The organism is Pedobacter chinensis, from assembly GCF_003339865.1.
GTDB classification, from domain to species: domain Bacteria; phylum Bacteroidota; class Bacteroidia; order Sphingobacteriales; family Sphingobacteriaceae; genus Pedobacter; species Pedobacter chinensis.
This window is the reverse complement of sequence record NZ_QPKV01000006.1, coordinates 350,464-368,748: the sequence shown is the minus strand read 5'-3', so window position 1 is coordinate 368,748 and position 18,285 is coordinate 350,464. Positions and strand designations below refer to the sequence as shown.

Genomic DNA, 18,285 nt, shown 5'->3' with positions numbered 1-18,285 from the left:
ATCCTTTGAAAAAACACGCTAAATGCTCTGTTAAAAAAATGTTGAAAATATCATCCACTAACTTACTGCGGTTGTATTACTTTTGCGGGCAATGCTGGCTAATTATAAAATACTTTATCGTTTCGAAAATGCTGAAACCCTGATCATGGAAGTTCAGCGCCTCGATCTTCCTGATGACGCTGATATTGCACAAATTTATCACTGGCTTTACTTTGATAAACTTTCTTTATCAATGGTTAAACTATGGTTCCGTTCAATGGATTCTTCAGCAGAAATTGAAGAAAGATATTTTGAACAGGGTTATTTGAAATTTAGTGAAACAGAAGCTACGTTTATTGAAAAATATAACTCTTCTCAACATAAACTTGCGAATGATAGTAAACTGCCTGTAAATGAGGAAATCAATAGGCTTATACAAGATTATTTTAAGCAACCGTAGCTAGTCACGCCAAGGTGTCTTATTCATAACGGGTTTTTACATCGCTATTCAGGGCTGAAAGTTTTCTGAAATTAAAAAGCCCTTCAATCCTGAAAGGGCCTTTTTTAGTTGTCTATCCCTATATAATTAGGAATAACAAAATTATACAATGACTTTAATATTTTTGACGGTTGAATAAACTGAACAAGAAATATATAATTAACCATTCGTGAATAAAATAAGGATTACAATATTATTTCTTATAGCTTTTATAAGCTATAAAAAGTAACGCTATCGCATTTTTCACATCGGCCCGATCTTTAATATATAAACTAATCCACCCAGATTTTTTAAATACATGATGCTCCTTTGCTCTACCATCATCAATTAATTTCTGCTTGATTTTTTTATTGAATAATACATCCAGAATACCATTGCTATGCAAATGACCTAATTCTTTTTGATGGTAGTTAAACTGTGTTCCTCCGAATTTATGCAGGCTAATGCTGGTTCCATTCCATTTAAGCACTTCCTCTTCTATTTCATCGTACCAGGCTAATTTTAAAGGATCAGAAATTAGTGTGTTAAGTTTTAAGATGCTATCATATATCAATGCAAACAAAGGGATTGATTTTAAGAAACTGAGATATTTAACTACTAAATCAAACATTATTTTTCGCTTAATGTCTTAATATGATTCATTACCCTTAAATGAACATTTCTGGTAATGCTTTCTGCCCAGATATCATAATACCAGATCGGGAAAACATGTAATTTATACCAGCTATTGCCTATAAGCGTTGTTGTACCATTTCCATTATCTTTTAACAAAAACTGACCTCTATCAATATCGATATGTCCCATAATCTCCGGATCTTTCGGTTGGTTAACTATATCAAAAGTTAAATTTTTATTGATTTCAAATTGTACAATCTTTTCATCGAAAATATATCCATTACTAAAAATACATTTCCTTCCGGCTCCATTTTTATAATCAGTAACAGTAGTTTGAATTGGGCTTGGCATTCCTATTTGAAACAACCAATAATGATTCGGTTGTTCGATTTTTTCAAAAGCCACAACATTTTTCCAAATTTTTTCCGGAGATGCTTTGATAATAACTTCATCAGATACCATATTCTCATAATGATGCTCTGAAACAGAATCGACAATAAATATTGCCATTAACAAAGAAACAAAACTGACATTGAGCCTTTGATTTCCTCTTTTAAACATCATTTTACCGATAAAAGCTCCTGTGATTACAAAAACGAATATTAGCGGAGAAACAATGATCAAACAAATTGCCCCCTCTCCCAAGAAAAGAAAACTAAGCAGAATTGCGATAAATCCGTTAATGATAGAATTCCAAATTAACGTTTTGCCTGATAGTTTATCATTCTTCCAAAACCAGGCACTCATTATCCCAATTAAAATTGGCAGAATTACAAATTCAGAGAAAACCAATATTCCGCCACTGGAAGCATTGAATAATTTATTTATCCCAATAATAGGAAGTATAACTATGTTTGGAATGATGAACCCTAAAGTTTTTCTGTTTATTAGTGCATTCATAATACGTTGATTTATTTAGCAATAATAAATAAACATATTGAACTTTCAAAATTTACTGAAAATAAAATACAATAATTTCGACCAAATGAAAAGTAAAAATTTTTGATTTTTAAAATTATTATCCTCTTAAACCTGAAACGGACAATTTACTCTACTCCTTTTGCCGTTGTAGGCAATGCATAAAGTGATTTAGATGCTGTGATAAACAGAATATTTTTATTTTTCCCTCCAAAGCAGATATTGCCACACCAATTCTCTGGAACATCTATATGCCCGATTTGCTCTCCATTTGGTTTATAGATATTCACACCCTTACCAGTTACATAAATATTACCGTTGCTATCCAAAGTCATTCCATCAGAGTTTTGATTTAATATAACCTGTCTGTTTGTTAAAGAGGCGTCGGCATTGATTTCATACCGGTAAGTTTTATTGGCATTCATATCGGCTACATACAGAAATTTGCCATCGGGCGTGCCTACAATGCCATTTGGCTTTAATAAATCATCAGCTACAATTACAGCTTTCTTTTTTCCTTTTGGGATATAGTAAACTCTTTGTTGATCAATTTCAGGTGATTTTCTAGCCCAATAATCACGTTGATAATAAGGATCAGTAAAATAAATGCCTCCTTTTGTATCTAACCAAATATCATTGGGGCCATTGACCTTTTTTCCCTCAAAATCTGAAAACAGGATGGTTATTTTTTTATTTTTATCTATAGACCAGATTTGATTATTTTCATCAGCACACACAATAAGATTTCCTTTTTTATCAACGTAAGTACCGTTTGCCCGCCCCGATTGATCCATATATAAACTCAATTTCCCACTGGTATCGTACTTCCAGATTTTATCATTTGGTTGATCGGTAAAAAAAACATTTCCCTGCTGATCAACAGATGCGCCTTCGGTAAATTTAAATTGTGAAGAAATCAGTTTTAAACTATCCTGAACAAAAATGGGAGCGTTACTCTGGGCAAATACAAATAAGGAAAACAGGTTCAAAGCTAAAAACAGAAAATATTTTTTCATGAGACTGATTTTTGGACAGGCAAAGTGGGGATTAATTTTTTGCCATACAAGTAAAAATATTGTGCGGTTATTAAGCTTTAGTGTTTCCCCGCAGATGCAGCTGATTTCGCAGATCAAAAATAAAGTCTGCGTAATTTTCTTAGATCTGTTGGATATTCTTTCTTTAATAACTTAAATTAACGTGAGTTTTGGGCCTTAATCCGTCATTGCGAGGAACGAAGCAATCTTAAAGCGGCAGTTATATAACTATCGATAGTTGTAGGATTTTTCATTGTTAGTTTAAGGCATTCAAACTTGCTTTGCAGGTACTTCGTGCCTCGCAATTGTAAAGGTTTAGTAATTCGGTAACAGAATTAGTTTCGTATGAGCTAATGATAAAATTATGCATATAACATAATGATCTCATCTTAAGTAGAATTATCTGAACAATACCGTTTTTTTGCCACGGAAACACAGATTATCACGGAAATTTAGTGAATGATCTTTCGTGACTTCAGTGCTTCCGTGGCAATTTCCCTGCTTCGACGCCGCAATAACGAGTTCATTAAAGGCTTAACTGGCCCTCTTTCCCTTCAGCAACATATCCAGGGCGTCATTTAGCGTTCCCGCTTTTTGAACCTGGCCTTCATTTACAAAATAGATCTCATCTGCGTTTTCGATGGTATTTAAACGATGGGCAATAATAACCAAAGTGGTTTCTTTTGACAGCTTGTTTAAAATATTGCCCAATAATTGTTCTGTAATGGTATCAATATTTGCAGTAGCCTCATCCAGAATCAACAATTCTGGATTTCGCAAAACGGCTCTCATGAATGCAATTAACTGTTTTTGTCCTAAGCTGATACTGTCAGAACCCGAGGTTACCTGTGTATTTAATCCCTCATCGAAAATGGCCAGAAGCGCATTTAAATTAGCATCTTCAATTATTTTCTTCAGCTCCTGGTCGCTAACATCCTTATACTGACTGTTTCCATAAAGAATATTATCCTTTACCGTTCCGGTAAATAAAAATGGCTCTTGCAAAATGAAACCAATTTTTTGTGTGCGCTCTTCGGCACTAAACGAGCGGATATCCTTGCCATTTAAAAGAACTGTTCCTTTTGTAGCATCGTACAAGCGGGAAATTAAGGATGCAGTGGTGGTTTTTCCGCCCCCGGTAGGGCCAATCAATGCATAAGTTTTCCCTTTATCAAACCGAAGATTAATATTGTGCAGAATTTCTTTTGAATCATCATAAGAAAAATGAACATTTTTAAACTCCAGTAAAGCATCAGATGTTATGGATTGATCTCCCGCAGTTTGCTTTAAATCGCTTTCCAGTAAAAGAATTTGAGATATCCTGTCCCAACTTGCCATTGCCACCTGAAAGCTGGTCCACAAGGCGGCCAGTTGCCTTAAGGGGTTATAAAAATTGGTGGTATAAGAAATATAACTTACTAATAAACCTAAAGAAAAGTTACCGATGGAAATAAGATAAATTCCGAAAAGCAAAACGATTAGTTGCGCTACACTCGAAAGCAAACCATAAACAGGAACAAAAATATTGTTAGCTACACCTGCTCCAATCGCTGTTTTGTAATTCTCTTTATTGGCCTCATCAAAACGTTTCCTAAAATAATCGCGCCGGTTAAAAGCAATAATCACTTTAAAGTTGTTCAGACTTTCCTGAATTTCGGCACTCAATCCGCCTACACTTTTCAGGTTCCTGGCATTCTTTCTTTTTACCCATGGCGATAAGAGCATGGTAAAAAGAACAATAAGCACAGCGGGCGAAAGTGCCGCAGAACCAAGTTCCAAATTAATAGATAACAGGAAAACTCCTGCGCCAATCATCGTTACAATGCTGCCAATAAATTGCATTAATGATTGAGAGAAAAACTGGTTCAGTTTATCGGTATCATTATTTACCCTGGAAATTAAATCTCCTGCTTTATTCTGATTAAAGAACGAAACAGGTAATTCCTGCAACTTATTAAAGATGGCATTTCGTAAAGTATATAACATTCTCTGGCCAACACCGCCCATCAATTTGGTTTGTGTATAACCTGTAAACATGGCCATTAAATACATAACCAAAAGAATTCCAGCAAAAAGCAAAACGCCATGAAATTGCTTTGTTCTGATGTACGTATCGATGGTATATCCAATTAAAAGCGGAGCAAGTAAAAGCAAACCCGAATTGACTAAAATAGTAACCAGAGCCAGCCAAAGATTTTTTCGTTCTGCTGATATCAGCCGAATCAACCTTTTAAGCGCTTTGTAGGTAGATTGCTTTTCCTGCAGTGAGGTTAACTCGTTAAGATTGTAATTCATAATTGCTGGTGCTCTGTTGAGAATTATAAATTTGAACATATTCAGGACTGCTCTTTAACAGTTCCTGATGAGTGCCTTCTGCAATGATTTCACCTTGCATGAGCAAGATTACCTTATCATATTGTTCAACAGATGCTATTTTTTGGGTAACGGATAATAATGTTAAACCTGGATAATTCTTTTGGATATTTTCCAGAATTCGTTTTTCGGTATTGGTATCCACACGGGCCGTAAAATCATCAAGCAATAAAATTTTCGGATTTACCGCTAAAGCCCTGGCCAGCATAATCCGCTGTTTCTGTCCTCCCGAAAGGCTACTGCCACGCTCAGAAACGATGGTGTTCAACTTCTCTGGCAAGGCATCGATAAAATCTTTCAGCTCTGCTGTTTGAATGGCTTTCGCCAAAGATTCATATGTAACAACATCACTGAAAGCAATATTTTCGCGAATACTCATATTGAACATGATACTGTCCTGAAAAACAAACCCAACCTGTTTATAAAAATTATCCTGACTGTAGTTTTCAATTTCTTTTCCATCGAAAAGTACTTTCCCTGTATTTGACTCAATTAATCCCGTTAAAATGTAAAGCAATTGAGTTTTACCCGCAGCTGTTGGACCAATAATCGCTGTTTTTGATCCCGCCTTTGCCGAAAAAGCGATGTTTTTCAAAATGGGTTTTTGACCGATCATTAAAGACACATTTTCTACCTCAACATTGCCGGTAAGCTCATTGGTCAATGTTCCCGGATGTTTAATTTCTGCTGCATTTAACACACTTTCAATCCGTTGATAAGAAGCTGTAGCTTGTGCAATCACATTACTCATAAAGCCAATTACCAGAATAGGAAAAATGATCAATGCCAAATAGCTGCTAAATGCAGTAAACTCTCCCAAAGTCATAGTTTCGGTAATTACAAAGTGACCACCAAGCACTAAAATGGCCAGCCCCGCAAGATTCGCTACAAAAACAATAATTGGGATTAAACCTGCAAACATCCGAAGAATGGATAAGCCTAAATCTCTCGCTTTTGCATTGGCATCAATAAACTTATGATACTCAAGTTGCTGTGAGTTAATTACCCGAATTAAAGCTGAACCCAAAATACTCTCGCTGATTACTTTGTTCAGCCAATCAATAACTTCTCTGCTCTTTTTAAATAATACCCTTACCTTACTTAACACATAGAAAAAGGCACCTCCAATAATTGGAACAATAGCGATCACACAAAGGGCTAGTTTCCAGTTGATCATCAACAACAAAATGCTTGCGCCAACAATTAAAAAGATAGATGATGCAATGGAAACAATGGCCTGAGAAACGAACATTTTTATCGAATCGGCATCAGCTGTAAGGTTGGTTAATAGTTTTGATGGGTTTGCCTGAATCACATAAGCATGACTTTGGCGGGAGATCTGATCAGACAATTTACTCCTTAAATCTTTAGCTACACGTTCTGATGCATAGGTTTGTACAATACTTTGTAAATAAGTAAAAATAAAAACCAATACAATTGCCAGTGCAAATTGAAATAATATAGAATTTAAATTGAAGGTTTTGTTCGTATAAGAATCGATTCCTGATGCAATAATTTTAGGCAGTAATAAATTGATGCCATTGCTCAGTAATGCAAATAAAATCAGCAGAAAAATTAATCCTTTATATGATGCAAGCAAACTAAAAATACTTGGTTTTTTAGCCTCTTTGGGTTTTGCCATGTTGTAAAATGAACTTTTTTGTAAACACCAAATTTACCCATTTATTTGGATAGTTTGCGGTTTAATTTAATTTTTGAAATTGGGAATGATTGACCTGTTTAAGCTAAAGCCTTGAGCGTTTATTGGAAGACAGGCAGTTAAAGCAGTCTGCAATGAATATAGCAAAATGGTTTGTTGTTGCCATTCATTGCCGTTGGTTTCAACCAATATATTTTAGAACATTGCATAAACCCTCGTTCCGAAGCGGGATGGTAGCGATCCTTTTGAGAGTTGACAACTTTTATAGCGTTTTAGAAAGAAAGTTGTCAACTCTTTTTACAAAAAGTTTAGCAAACAGCCTGGCTGAATACACCAATGAAATACTAAAGCACCTTTCCCAATAATTTAAAAATATATTACAAGCAAACATTGCTACCTTTGCAAAACAAAACCATTGAAGAAAATGGTTTACCCATATTATGATTGAAATAGGAAAATACAACGAATTAAGAGTATTAAGTAAAACTGAGGCTGGTTTAAACTTAACTGATGGTGATAAATTAGTTATTTTACCTTACCAGTACGTACCAAAAGGATTAGAGATTGGAGATAATGTAAGCGTATTTGTTTACATACAGAAAGATGGCCGATTAACCGGAACAACACAAAAAGCCTATGCAGAAGTGGGTGATTTTGCTTTTTTAAAAGTGGTTTCTGACGGCGATGACGGTGTTTTTATGGATTTGGGGATAGATAAAGATGTTTATGTACCAACCAGAGAGCAAAAAAGACCTATGCAAAAAGGCTACAAATATGTGGTTTATTTGTATCTGGATGAAAATAACGATCGTTTACTGGCTTCATCAAAATTATATGATTTTGTGGAAGAAGAAGATTTCGATTTTGAAGAGGGCGATGAGGTTAGTTTATTAATTACAGAGGAAACGGATTTAGGTTTTAATGCGATTATAAACAACACTTATATTGGTTTACTATATCACAACGAGGTTTTTGATAATATTCAAATCGGCGACCAACGCAAAGGCTGGATTAAAAAAATCCGTGTGGAAGGTAAAATTGATTTAACTTTACAACCTAGCGGTTATGGGCATATTCTGGATTCGAAGGAGATGATTCTGAAAGAATTGAAAAAGAGTGGCGGTGTGATTGAACTGGGTGACAAAAGCTCTCCCGAAGAGATTTACCATCGCTTTCAGATCAGTAAAAGTGCTTTCAAAAAAACAATTGGCTCGCTTTATAAAGAACGCTTAATTCTACTTTCTGATGATTCAATAAGGCTTCTCGAAAATGACGAAGAATAAAAAGGTTGTTCAAAAAGTCAATCAGTCATTTCTGCGAAAACGCAGGGTCAATTGGAGATGACGACTGAAAAGACTTTTTGAACAGCCTCTCTTCATTTATCTTTTAATTTCTACTGATGCTTCCTCCAGTTTGTGTTAGGATGTTTGTAGTGGTAAATGAAATCCCTTTAGTACCTTTATTATAAGTTCCGGTTAAATATAAACCGTGAAAATCGGTACCATCGGTTATGCTGCCACCAGCGTAAACAGTATAGGTAGTTGATGCTTTAAGCTTAGCACTTGCATAAATTAAAGTTGCATAGTTTTTTGGGGCCAGGAATGTTAATGCTTCAGTTCCATCTGCTGCTTCGATATGGATTATGGTGTTTGCTGTACCACTGCCCATCACTACCGAGCGGATGGTGCTTACACTCGTTGTTGGCCCACTGGTTGCACCTGCAATACCAAGAACAAGTCCGCCAGTAATTTTCAACATTCTGGCATCGCAATCAATACTTGCTTCCGGAGAGTTGGCACCAACAGCCAAGGTCATACCACCTGTAATTGTTAAAGTTCCGTTCGAATCTATTGCATCATTATTGGTGGCATAAGCATAAATTGAGCCTCCGTTAATATAAATAGCAGTTTTAGCATTAATACCATCATCATATGAATTAATAGCTATCGTTCCTTTATTAATGGTCAGCTCACCTTTACTTTCAATACCCTCTCCTTTTGTAGAAGTTACGGTTATTGTTCCACCATTTATGGTAACGTACGGAATAATAGCGGTATCTGTTCCTTCATAAGATGCAGAGATTCCTTTATCAACGGTATCAACAATGATGGTTCCATCATTAATGATAACATAACCCTTATCTGCTTGAATCCCATCACCCGCAGCGGTAATTTTAATGGTCCCTCCATCAATAATAATGGCATCGTTAGTGTGAATTCCATCTGAAATGGCGCCTGTAACTGTAATATTTCCAGAGATTACCCTCACATAATCATCGCTCACGATGGCATGTTTGTAATTTGCTTTTAAATTTAAAGATCCTGTGCCGCTGAAAATCATTTGTCCCTCACTGAATAGAGTTCCTTTCATATCTTCTGTCGAAGTAGCATAATTAGCAGCATCGGTCAAAGTGTTTGTGGTATGATCAGCTAAAACGATAAAAGCTCTTTTTGATGATTGAATATTGATTGCAGGACCATCATTATTAGTAATGGAAGCACCGTTTAAAGTCAGCTTGAATTTCTTATCGCTGTAAACTTTTACTGAACCATTGGTGGTAGTTCCCGATAATTGAAATTCAACTCCTGTAGCTGTTGAAGTAATTACTACATCCCCATTACTTTCCGTTATGGTTACCCCATTGGCAGATAATGGATTTGTTATGGTAATTGTCGTTCCGAAGTTAATGGTTACAATACTCGAAAAAGTTGAGTTTGCCAATAAGTCATCGGCGTCGGCACCAATCTCAGTTGAGCCCTCGGCTGTACCTGTCGTAATACCTGAATTTAAAATAGTAGAAGTTCCACCTGCTGAAGTGGTAGTTCCTGAGGTTGTGGTGTCCTCAGAGGCATCCGTTTTTTTACAGCCACTCCCGAGCATTGCCGCGATGCCAAGTAAAATTATTGCGGTCTGAAGTTTAAATACTTTGTTATACATGGTAATAAGTTTTTCTATCTGATAAGGATATTCAAACTTATTAATGTTGTAATCATATTTTATTAAAGTATCGATATATGGCTATTATCTATCGATAAACAAGCAATTGAAATTTTTAATTCAGGTTAAACTTCTCATTGTGGATTTTTACTGCGTTTGAAGCAGAAATAATAGCAACGATCATGATCCCGATTACAATTGCCAGAATAACCTGTAAAGTAGAATAAACCTTTGTGCCAGAAACAAATATTTTTGAATCTTTAATTAATTCATCTCCTACTTTAGATTGTATTTTTATCAGTGCCGAAAGCTTTTCTAAAGTTTGCGTAGCAGCATTTCGCCCAATGGATTCATAAATTTTTCTTCCTTCCCCTTCAGCCAGGTTAAGCACTTTGTTTTCCACTTCTTCCTGAATGACCAATGCATTTTTAAGATCATTAAGAAAAGTTTTCTCTTGTTTTACCAATAACGTCAATTCATATTTATTAACCACTGAATCGATTTTACGATTATGCCTGTTCAACTGTGAAACAACAATGGGCGCCTGAGCTACATAATTTTTCGCAAAAGTTTCCTGAAGAATGGCATTTTTATGATATAGATTTTCTGCAATGAAATAAAGATCGGTTGCTGGAATTAGCCGATCATTGTACATCGAAATAAATGATTCGTTTATTTTCTGTACACTTTTATCTTCCAAAAAACGAATGAGCAAGGTGCAACACATAATACAGAAAAGTAAGAAAGCTATTTTCAGCTTATTTTTAAGGCTAAATGCGAATTTCATATTATAATTTGGTTAGCGGATTCAAGGTAATAATTTATGATTGTTTGGCCGCAGATTAGCAGATTAATTTTTCTAAGTCTGCATAAAAATTCAGCAACTTAAACCAATCTAAAACATATCAGAAAATATAAACTTAATATTCTTATAATCTAAATGGTAAATTTTAATCTGCCAATCTGCGGCTACTAAATCACTGTAATCAGCCTTTAAAAATAATCAGCCTGTGCGGTTTTTGCGAAAAGCTGTGGGGCAAAATTAACCAGATACAGCTCTTTTTTTGCCCTTGTAACTGCAGTATATAACCAGCGCAGAAAATCCAAATCTATCATTTCCTCTGTTAAATAACCTTGATCTGCAAAAACAGCATCCCATTGTCCGCCTTGTGCTTTATGGCAGGTAACTGCATAAGCAAACTTAATCTGTAATGCATTGTAAAAAGGATCTTGTTTAATGGCAAGCATTCGTTCGCGCTTATTTGTAATGTGTTCATAATCCTCATTTAAACCATCAAAAAGCTTTTTATTTTGTTCATAAGGCAAATTTGCAGATTCCAGGTTTAAGGTATCCAACATTATCTTACAGCTAATTTGCCCTGCCGCAGGAAAATCCATAAACTCTAATGTGGCATCAGCAAAGCGAAAACCATAACGCTCTTCCTCTCCCCTAACCCGAATAACCTTAGCCATATCGCCATTCGCTATAAAAGCAGTTTCTTCATTTTCAGGTAACCAGAAATAATTATTACGTACCACCATAATCTGGTCGCCACCCGTCAATTCCTCTTCCCGATAAAGTAATCTCGCCCTGATTTGCTGATTATAAATGTTTGCAGATTTATTGGAACGACAAACCACTAATGTATTTTCAATACCGAACTTTCGGTAAGCGTATTCCAAACCCTCAACCAAGCGGGCGCCAGCCATATTATAAATATCTTTATAATTTTTGGTCAGAAATTTGGGTAAAGGTTTTTCCGGGTTTTTAGAAATCTGATTCCTGAGCATGGTGGCATTTGCTAAAATCCCCGATTTCTTTTCCTGACGAACAACTTCTTTCAATTCAACAGCAGTAACCGTTAATGCAAATTGATCTTTCAAGTACTGCCCATTCAATGCCGGGCTATCCAAACTCCCAACTGGCGGCAATTGTGCAGTATCGCCAACAAAAAGCAGGAAACAGTTTTTAGTATTATATACAAATTCCAGTAAATCCCTCAAAATGGAAGAGCCCGTTTCATTAAATTCATCAGCAATCATCGACGCCTCATCAATAATAAACAGCGTATTTTCTGATAAATTCGGCGCTATTTGAAACTGCATTTCTGGCGATGCAGCAGAACGTTTCCTGTAAATTCTTTTGTGTATCGTTAACGCTTTTCTATGCGAATATTGACTCATTACTTTTGCTGCCCGGCCAGTTGGCGCCAGCAATTCACTCCTTAAGTTAAACTTTGCCAATACCTTTACCAAAACCGCAACCGAAGTGGTTTTACCCGTTCCAGCATAGCCTTTTAGCACAAAACACCTATATTCATCATCTTGCTGCAAAAACACGGCCATCCGCTCGCAAAAAAGCAACTGCTCTTTAGTCGGTGTATGTTCATAAGCTCGGGCAATAAGCTGGCTTTTATCTGGTATCATTTATTTTGTTTAATTCTGTTTGAGAGACAACTTTCTTTCTAAAGCGCAATTAAAGTTGTCAACTCTGATTTGAAAAGCTTTTACCTCGATTAATTGGAAAGCAACTTCAGTGCTAATCGCTTTCAGCAGTCCGTCTTTCCGCTATATCTTTTAAAAACTCCTGTCATTGCTGAGGCACGAAGCATCTGTTTCATCGGTTGCAGATGCTTTCGTACCTCAGCATGACATTATGAACGAAGTTGCTGCAAATTTAAAAGTATGCCGCTGCAATACGGTTTAGGTGGCAAAGATAGATGCTCTTTTTAAAGCATCCTTCTACCCAAGCAATAAAACAATTTTCAATTACAAAAGTAAGGTTTCAATACGGTGTGCCATAACCATATTTTGCTGTTTGCTCCAGCTAAAAATAGTGAAATGGCCATCTTGCGAAGCAACCAAACCAATAGCCTGCGGTTGATCGTTAACAAATTGTGCTACAGAAAAATGCCTCGTTCCACCTAACTGACCAGGATATAAAATTTTGTCTTCGCCACCAACAATCGGTTCAGAGAAAGCAATTTGTTCTACTGTTGGTTTGCCCTTTGCACGACCAATTTTTGCCCCAAAAGCGATCAAATCAAACTGATCATTAATAATTGTTGCGCCATCAACAGCAGTTAAGCCTGCCAAATGTTCCACTTCACGGCGTAAAGCACCTTGAGAGAAAATCTCTGTTTGATTGCCGCTTTGTTTAGCAAGATTTGATAATCCGCTAAAAGGCGGTTCTATTAAATATTGTATCGGATGGATAATAGATTCTTCCCATTTCTTATCCTCTTTTGGCACAATAAGTAAAGCACCACCTCGCCCATGAGCACGCATGGAAACCGAAAACTGGATTAAAATATTAATGGGATCATTCCAACTGGCCAGCACTGTTAAATCCAGCAATGCTTTTAAAATCGGCGGGCAATCACGGCTTGAACAAGAAGTATCATCAACAATTCTTATCTGTTCACCTTTTAAAACCGCAACGTTAGTGTATTTACCAATGCCATAAATCCGGCGGTGTTTTATCACAATAAGTCCAGGCTCTGAAACATCTACCACAAAACAAAAATTCGGGATATTTAATGTTGTTCCCCAAATATAAAGTTCTCCTTCTTCTTCCCAAACACCCAAATGAATACCTGAACGCTCTATACCCGGCGCAATTTTAGTAAGCATATTAGCATTAAGCACCAGTTTTTTAGCAAACATTAAAGGCTTCGAAGTTTGCGATGGTGGCATAAAAGCAATTGAAATTCGTGGCGAGTGCCCCTCTTCTTTACGTAAGCTGCTCCAAAAAGCTATATCAATTAAGGCCTCAATCGTTTTCCTATCTGGTTGTGTTGCCAAATCAATTTCACCCTGGGCAACGGCATTTTCGTGCAGTTTTATAAAATGTTGCTCAATTTTTGCCGCAACAGTGTTTGCAGCTTTGTAAGTAGGCCTGTAACTCATGTTTCGAATTTAAGCTGAATATTTCAAATTTCAGATAAGCGAAAGGTTTGATTTAGGTAAAAAGATTTAGCTGGCTTTCCCTGCCAGAAATAAAGAGTTATTATCATTAAGAATATACTATAAAATAAATAGGTCACTCGTCATTTCCGTGAAAACGGGAATCGCAACGCGATTATACATGATCTGATCAACCCTTTCATCACAATAAGAGTAATCGATTCATTTTTGAATTAGCGAAAGCTTTAAGATTCCCACCTGCGTGGGAATGACGGCAAATCGAATAAACCTTGCCTAGCCGCAAACTTTTAGCATAGGTTTTTAAATACCCCTAAAACTGTGTTTCCCTCTCTTCAAGGAGAGGGACAGCACAAATTTGCCTACCCACAAACTTTAACAGGGAGAGGTCTGTAAAAATTGCCACAAAATCACTGAGGTCAAAGAAAATTGTTCATTAAACTTCCGTGTCATCCGTGTTTCCGTGGCAAAATTAATCTGTATTTATCCTTTTTATCTTCTTTTGTGAGCTTTGAGTTGCGGTTAATCCTTAAAAAACTCTATTTTTGTTTCAATGAGTAAAAACAGCCTTTTACTAGTCGACCCGAATTTTAAAGCTGATGCATCAGTAAACTGCCATTTATTATTAAAGATAACAAATGATAGTTTTTCTTATGCTGTAGTAGATAAAAATTCTGAGCAGATTAATGTAATTTTTGATAAACAAGGCTGCGAAGATGTAGAATTGGATTTAAAAACGGCTTTCGAAACAGACAGTTATTTATCTCAAAAATATGAAGCTGTAAAAGCTGCTATTCATACCCCAAATTTCATTTTTATTCCTGATGAATGGTTTAATGCCGATGATATCTCTGTTTATTCAAAATATCTGGGCTCAGATGCGAAAATTCATACTAAGCACCATAAAGAATTAGGCTTTAATACTTTATTCTGTTTAGATGAAAAAGTGGAAGAAAAACTGCCGGAAGAAACAATTCTGCATCCACAATCTGCTCCGTTATTAGCTTTATTTACGCATTTAGCAGCCGATGCTTTATTAATTGATTTTACAGCTTCTTCATTTAATGTGATGTTAGTAAAAGATAGAAAAATCAATTTTCAAAATCATTATCAAGCTGAAACCGCTGAAGAATTTAATTACTTTTTGCTATTGATCATTGAGCAGTTAAAATTGAACGATTCCATTCCTGTGTATCTGCAAGGCATTATAAACGAAGATGATGATTACTATAATACGCTACTAAAATACTTCAATAACCTTTATTTTTTTCTACCCGCTGGCAAACAAAACAGTGAATTACTGGCCGATATGCCAAAACATTATTTCAGCGGATTGCTTGCTTTAGATTTATGCGAATAATTGGAGGTAGATTAAAAGGAATCCGTTTGCAACCACCTGCGAATTTACCTGTTCGTCCGACAACGGATATGGCAAAAGAAGCGCTATTTAATATTTTAAACAACAGATTTGACTTCGAAGCTTGTACTGTTTTAGATTTATTTTGTGGAACAGGTAACCTGACTTTCGAATTTGCTTCACGCAATGCAGAATCGATCTTAGCGATTGATATGGATTATGGATGCGTGAATTGGGTTAAAACAACTGCTAAAAAGCACGAATTTAACCAGGTTGAAGTACGCAAAGGCGATGTTTTTAAGTTATTGAAACAGATGACAGGCAGTTACGATCTGATTTTTGCTGATCCGCCGTATAACATGCCTAATATTCCTCAAATTCCTGTTTTGGTTAAGGAACAACAACTCCTTAAACCTGATGGATTATTAGTGGTAGAGCATCAAAGCAATATGAAACTAGATAGTCAGCCAGGTTATTCTGAAACCCGCAAGTACGGGAATTCTTCTTTTAGTTTTTTTGAATACGTTTAAATATTTGCCGCAGATTGGCAGATTATCAAATTATTATTTCAAATAAATTCAATAAAAGAAATCTGCGAATCTGCGGCCACCTTTTTAAGATCCGCCCATATTTGGTTTAATATTTGCCGCAGATTGGCAGATTATCAAATTATTATTTCAAGTAAATTCAATAAAGAAATCTGCGAATCTGCGGCCACCTTTTTGAGATTTGTCTATATTTGAATTATGAAGATAGCGCTATTCCCAGGTTCGTTTGACCCAATCACAATTGCCCACGTAAACATTTTACAACGTGCCACTCCCCTTTTCGATAAAATTGTGATTGGAATTGGATTGAATAGTTCAAAACAAAATTTTCTTACCGCAGAGCAACGTTTACAAATTTTAGAAACTGTTTTTGCAGGTTATCAGAATATAGAAATACAAACCTATGAAGGCTTAACAGTTGATTTCTGCCGAAAAATAAATGCCACTTATATGGTTCGTGGTATCCGCTCTGCTTCTGATTTTGAATACGAAAGAGCAATTGCGCAGATTAACCAAACCATGATGCCTGAAGTAGAAACGATTCTGCTTTTAAGCAAGCCAGAATATTCAGCCATTAGCTCAACAATTGTTCGTGATATATTAAGAAACCATGGCAATGTGAGTCCGTTTGTACCTAAAGAAGCTTTAAGATTTTTGTAGGAGAATCCTAAAACCAAACAATAAGAACGAATCTGTTTTTTTTATTAATCATGTAACGTTTTAAAAAATCGATTACCAATTGAGTAAATAATCAAATTATGAAAACTCAAAAGATAAAAATTTTTAAAATGTCCAGTTATATTTCTCTGATTACTGCTAGCTTTAGTTACAATTAATCCAATTCATTTAGTTTACCTGAAACACCCTAAATGAAAGAAACCGAAGCGATATTTCTCTCCCTGATTAATCAGCATAAAGCGATTATACATAAAGTTTCGAAAATGTATATGGATGATGCCGAAGAACAACGGGACCTCTTTCAGGAAATCGTGATGCAACTCTGGAAAGCCTATCCAACATTTAAAGGAAACAGTAAGTTTTCGACCTGGATGTATCGGGTGGCCTTAAATACAGCTTTAGTTTATTTTAAAAAAGATAGTCGTAAAGTTGATAAAACCCCGCTTAACGAAAACATCGATATCATAGATGTGAACGAAAGTGAATCAAAAGAAGAAAAACTGGCTTACCTGTATAAGGCCGTTCAGGAATTAAATGCAGTAGAAAAAGCACTGATATTTTTATTTCTTGAAAATCAATCTCACAGAGAAATTGCTGAAAATTTAGGAATCAGTGAAGTGAACGTCAGGGTAAAACTCAACAGAACGAAAGAAAAATTACAATTCATTATAAAGAAAAATGGTTATGAATTTTGACAATATAAAAAATGAATGGAATACTACAGATCAGGAAGAAACCAATATTTCTGCAGATATGCTTAGGATCAAACAAGCACATACTCCTATCGATATCATCAGAAAAAAGATGAAGCATGAGTTTTTTTATCAGATTGTAGCACTGATCATCATGGCGCTGTTTCCTTACTTTTTTGGTTTCTCAGCTGAAATGAAATTGGTATATCTGATTTTTTATGCCATAACCTGCGGCTTCACCGCTTATTATTTTTTCAAATTCTACAGGTTTTATAAAAACTCTTACGACATGAGTATAGACACCCGAAAAAGCATTCTTTGGTTTTACTATGAAATGAAATTAAACATAGAGCTTTATAAAGCACTCACTTACATTGTTGCTTTTATCGGCGTAGCCTTCATTGCGGTTTATTTATTTGTAGAAAAAGCTTCGGTTTTCAATAAGATTTTGAGTAAGCTTTCTCCCGTTTATTTATTATTGAATTGTTTTATTTCTATTCTAATTATTGGCGTGATTACCGAATTGTGGGCCTGGTATTATTATGGAAAGTATTTAAAACGAGTTAAAAAAGTAGTTGATGAATTGGATTTTGAAAATTAGATTATGGTCGCCTTTTTGACTGGAACCCAACAGAATGTTTCAATAGTGAAAGCTTTAAGATTATCATCGATAAGCAATCGTGGTTCCCGCCCGATGTCATTTAAGGTAATACGATCGCTGTCAGTCTGAGCCTCTTCATCATCCTCGTTTGAAACGATGACGATGAAGAGGAGTACAATTGAAAATAACGTTATTAACCGAATAATCTCCAGGCGATGGAGCACAACCTTTTAATAATAGCAGTACTCTTTTACAAAAACAATTCAGCAGTAAACCAGGTACAAAGCCTTTAGCTCAGGGATTTACTTCGTAGCTGCTCGCGGTCTTCACTGCGTTCAGAATGACAATTATTTTTTGTTTTTTCCTTACATAATAACATTGGATTCCCGCCTGCGCGGAGAAGACGATAACGCAGACGACCGAGTCCCGATTTACTTCCCTAGTTCTGCGAAAATCTTTTGAATCTGCGG

The 18,285-nt window shown here is 35.8% G+C and carries 16 protein-coding genes; 7 read left to right on the top strand and 9 right to left on the bottom strand.

The features are described 5' to 3' along the window. Positions 1-91: 91 nt before the first annotated feature. A complete protein-coding gene (locus tag DU508_RS15840; RefSeq protein ID WP_115403777.1) occupies positions 92-439 on the top strand; it encodes a hypothetical protein in 348 nt (115 codons plus the stop codon). A 232-nt stretch (positions 440-671) separates the two neighbouring features. Here the strand turns inward: DU508_RS15840 and DU508_RS15835 are convergent, their stop codons facing one another. The 5 genes from DU508_RS15835 to DU508_RS15815 form a co-directional block, all read right to left on the bottom strand. After that, the gene (locus DU508_RS15835) at positions 672-1,088 is read right to left on the bottom strand and encodes a luciferase domain-containing protein (RefSeq protein ID WP_233509651.1); all 417 of its coding nucleotides are present in this window, start codon (positions 1,086-1,088) and stop codon (positions 672-674) included. After that, positions 1,088-1,993 carry an SRPBCC family protein gene (locus tag DU508_RS15830; RefSeq protein WP_115403775.1) on the bottom strand — a complete coding sequence of 302 codons (906 nt, stop codon included), beginning with the start codon at positions 1,991-1,993 and terminating at the stop codon, positions 1,088-1,090. Before DU508_RS15830 ends, DU508_RS15835 begins: the two co-directional genes overlap by 1 nt. A gap of 146 nt (positions 1,994-2,139) precedes the next feature. Further along, positions 2,140-3,027, bottom strand: a complete 888-nt coding sequence (locus DU508_RS15825) for an SMP-30/gluconolactonase/LRE family protein (RefSeq protein ID WP_115403774.1) — start codon at positions 3,025-3,027, stop codon at positions 2,140-2,142. A gap of 552 nt (positions 3,028-3,579) precedes the next feature. Continuing rightward, positions 3,580-5,340 carry an ABC transporter ATP-binding protein gene (locus tag DU508_RS15820; protein ID WP_115403773.1) on the bottom strand — a complete coding sequence of 587 codons (1,761 nt, stop codon included), beginning with the start codon at positions 5,338-5,340 and terminating at the stop codon, positions 3,580-3,582. Beyond that, positions 5,324-7,060, bottom strand: a complete 1,737-nt coding sequence (locus tag DU508_RS15815) for an ABC transporter ATP-binding protein (protein ID WP_115403772.1) — start codon at positions 7,058-7,060, stop codon at positions 5,324-5,326. Before DU508_RS15815 ends, DU508_RS15820 begins: the two co-directional genes overlap by 17 nt. A 458-nt stretch (positions 7,061-7,518) precedes the next feature. Between DU508_RS15815 and DU508_RS15810 the strand changes: the two genes are divergently transcribed. Then, complete coding sequence (locus DU508_RS15810) at positions 7,519-8,361, top strand: CvfB family protein (protein WP_115403771.1); 843 nt, start codon at positions 7,519-7,521, stop codon at positions 8,359-8,361. A 103-nt stretch (positions 8,362-8,464) separates the two neighbouring features. Here the strand turns inward: DU508_RS15810 and DU508_RS15805 are convergent, their stop codons facing one another. The 4 genes from DU508_RS15805 to DU508_RS15790 all read right to left on the bottom strand — a co-directional run bounded on the left by DU508_RS15805 (position 8,465) and on the right by DU508_RS15790 (position 13,924). After that, positions 8,465-10,015 carry a carbohydrate-binding domain-containing protein gene (locus tag DU508_RS15805; protein WP_115403770.1) on the bottom strand — a complete coding sequence of 517 codons (1,551 nt, stop codon included), beginning with the start codon at positions 10,013-10,015 and terminating at the stop codon, positions 8,465-8,467. A gap of 115 nt (positions 10,016-10,130) precedes the next feature. After that, positions 10,131-10,802 (bottom strand): MCP four helix bundle domain-containing protein, encoded by a 672-nt coding sequence (locus DU508_RS15800; RefSeq protein WP_115403769.1) that lies wholly within the window; start codon positions 10,800-10,802, stop codon positions 10,131-10,133. 206 nt (positions 10,803-11,008) lie between these two features. Next, positions 11,009-12,442: an ATP-dependent DNA helicase gene (locus DU508_RS15795; protein WP_115403768.1), complete on the bottom strand. Its 1,434-nt coding sequence runs from the start codon at positions 12,440-12,442 to the stop codon at positions 11,009-11,011. A 342-nt stretch (positions 12,443-12,784) separates the two neighbouring features. Continuing rightward, complete coding sequence (locus DU508_RS15790) at positions 12,785-13,924, bottom strand: putative sensor domain DACNV-containing protein (RefSeq protein ID WP_115403767.1); 1,140 nt, start codon at positions 13,922-13,924, stop codon at positions 12,785-12,787. A 568-nt stretch (positions 13,925-14,492) separates the two neighbouring features. Here DU508_RS15790 and DU508_RS15785 point away from each other — a divergent pair. From DU508_RS15785 to DU508_RS15765, 5 genes are all read left to right on the top strand, one after another. Further along, positions 14,493-15,299 (top strand): DUF3822 family protein, encoded by an 807-nt coding sequence (locus DU508_RS15785; protein WP_115403766.1) that lies wholly within the window; start codon positions 14,493-14,495, stop codon positions 15,297-15,299. Beyond that, entirely contained in the window at positions 15,290-15,826 is a 537-nt protein-coding gene (gene rsmD / locus DU508_RS15780) for a 16S rRNA (guanine(966)-N(2))-methyltransferase RsmD (protein WP_115403765.1), read from the top strand. The genes DU508_RS15785 and rsmD overlap by 10 nt, the downstream gene beginning before the upstream one ends. 216 nt (positions 15,827-16,042) lie before the next feature. Beyond that, entirely contained in the window at positions 16,043-16,504 is a 462-nt protein-coding gene (gene coaD, locus DU508_RS15775) for a pantetheine-phosphate adenylyltransferase (RefSeq protein ID WP_115403764.1), read from the top strand. A gap of 209 nt (positions 16,505-16,713) precedes the next feature. Next, on the top strand, positions 16,714-17,217 hold the full coding sequence (locus DU508_RS15770; RefSeq protein ID WP_115403763.1) for an RNA polymerase sigma factor: 504 nt from the start codon (positions 16,714-16,716) through the stop codon (positions 17,215-17,217). Beyond that, positions 17,207-17,815, top strand: coding sequence for a hypothetical protein (locus DU508_RS15765; protein WP_115403762.1), 609 nt, complete (start codon positions 17,207-17,209; stop codon positions 17,813-17,815). The genes DU508_RS15770 and DU508_RS15765 overlap by 11 nt, the downstream gene beginning before the upstream one ends. Positions 17,816-18,285 lie beyond the last annotated feature (470 nt).